The following is an 826-nucleotide window of genomic DNA, read 5'->3' as shown; positions in this document are numbered from 1 at the left end:
TCGCTCTACTGCTCCCCGCTCTGGGCGCTGCTGCTCTGCGTCTCGTACGTGGTGCTCAAGCGCCGCAACCCGGCGGGCGCGGCCTTCCAGAAGCGGTAACCCCCCCCCCGCATCTCAGCATCCGGGCCTGTCCGTACCGCACTCCGGTACGGACAGGCCCGGATGCTTATCCTTTCCACCATGCTGACCATCACCCAGTCCCTGTACGACCAGATCGTGTCCCACGCCAGGGCCGACCACCCCGACGAGGCCTGCGGGGTCGTCGCGGGCCCGGTGGGGGAGGGCCGCCCCGAGCGCTTCATCCCCATGCTGAACGCCGCCCGCTCGCCCACCTTCTACGAGTTCGACTCCGCGGACCTCCTCAAGCTCTACCGCGACATGGACGACCGCGACGAGGAGCCGGTGATCGTCTACCACTCGCACACGGCGACCGAGGCCTATCCGTCCCGTACGGACATCACCTACGCGAACGAGCCGGGAGCGCACTACGTCCTGGTCTCGACGGCTGACGCGGACGGAGCGGGACCCTTCCAATTCCGCTCGTACCGCATCATCGACGGCGAGGTCACAGAGGAAGAGATCAAGATCGTCCAGTAGCTGGACGGTTCCATCCCACCCAGCAAGACGAGACTCCGAATCCAGGACCGGGAATCGATACGATGACCGCATGGTTCTCCACGACGTGAGCGAAACGAAGGCGCCGGGCGCCCTTCTTGTCGCGCGCCTCCACGTCGACCTGTGCCGACTGGCCAGCGCGATCTGTCCGGGCTGCGCTGCCGTCTGAGCCGCGGCTCCACGCACGCGCACGACCCCACCACGCCCCACC

2 protein-coding genes are annotated in these 826 nt (G+C 67.4%); both read left to right on the top strand.

Annotated features, from left to right (window positions below; all coding sequences use genetic code 11):
- The first annotated feature begins 180 nt into the window (after positions 1-180).
- The gene (locus J0695_RS36365) at positions 181-597 is read left to right on the top strand and encodes a M67 family metallopeptidase (protein WP_206969041.1); all 417 of its coding nucleotides are present in this window, start codon (positions 181-183) and stop codon (positions 595-597) included.
- Positions 598-667: 70 nt separating this feature from the next.
- The gene (locus tag J0695_RS45800; RefSeq protein WP_344104351.1) at positions 668-784 is read left to right on the top strand and encodes a putative leader peptide; all 117 of its coding nucleotides are present in this window, start codon (positions 668-670) and stop codon (positions 782-784) included.
- Positions 785-826 lie beyond the last annotated feature (42 nt).

Origin of the sequence: Streptomyces beijiangensis (genome assembly GCF_017315755.1) — a bacterium.
GTDB classification, from domain to species: Bacteria; Actinomycetota; Actinomycetes; order Streptomycetales; family Streptomycetaceae; genus Streptomyces; species Streptomyces beijiangensis.
The sequence above is the reverse complement of the archived record's forward strand: the minus strand, read 5'-3'. Positions and strand labels throughout refer to the sequence as shown.

Coding starts and splice junctions, on each gene's coding strand:
- J0695_RS36365 (WP_206969041.1), top strand. CDS start 181: ATGCTGACCATCACCCAGTCCCTGTACGACCAGATCGTGTCCCACGCC.
- J0695_RS45800 (WP_344104351.1), top strand. CDS start 668: ATGGTTCTCCACGACGTGAGCGAAACGAAGGCGCCGGGCGCCCTTCTT.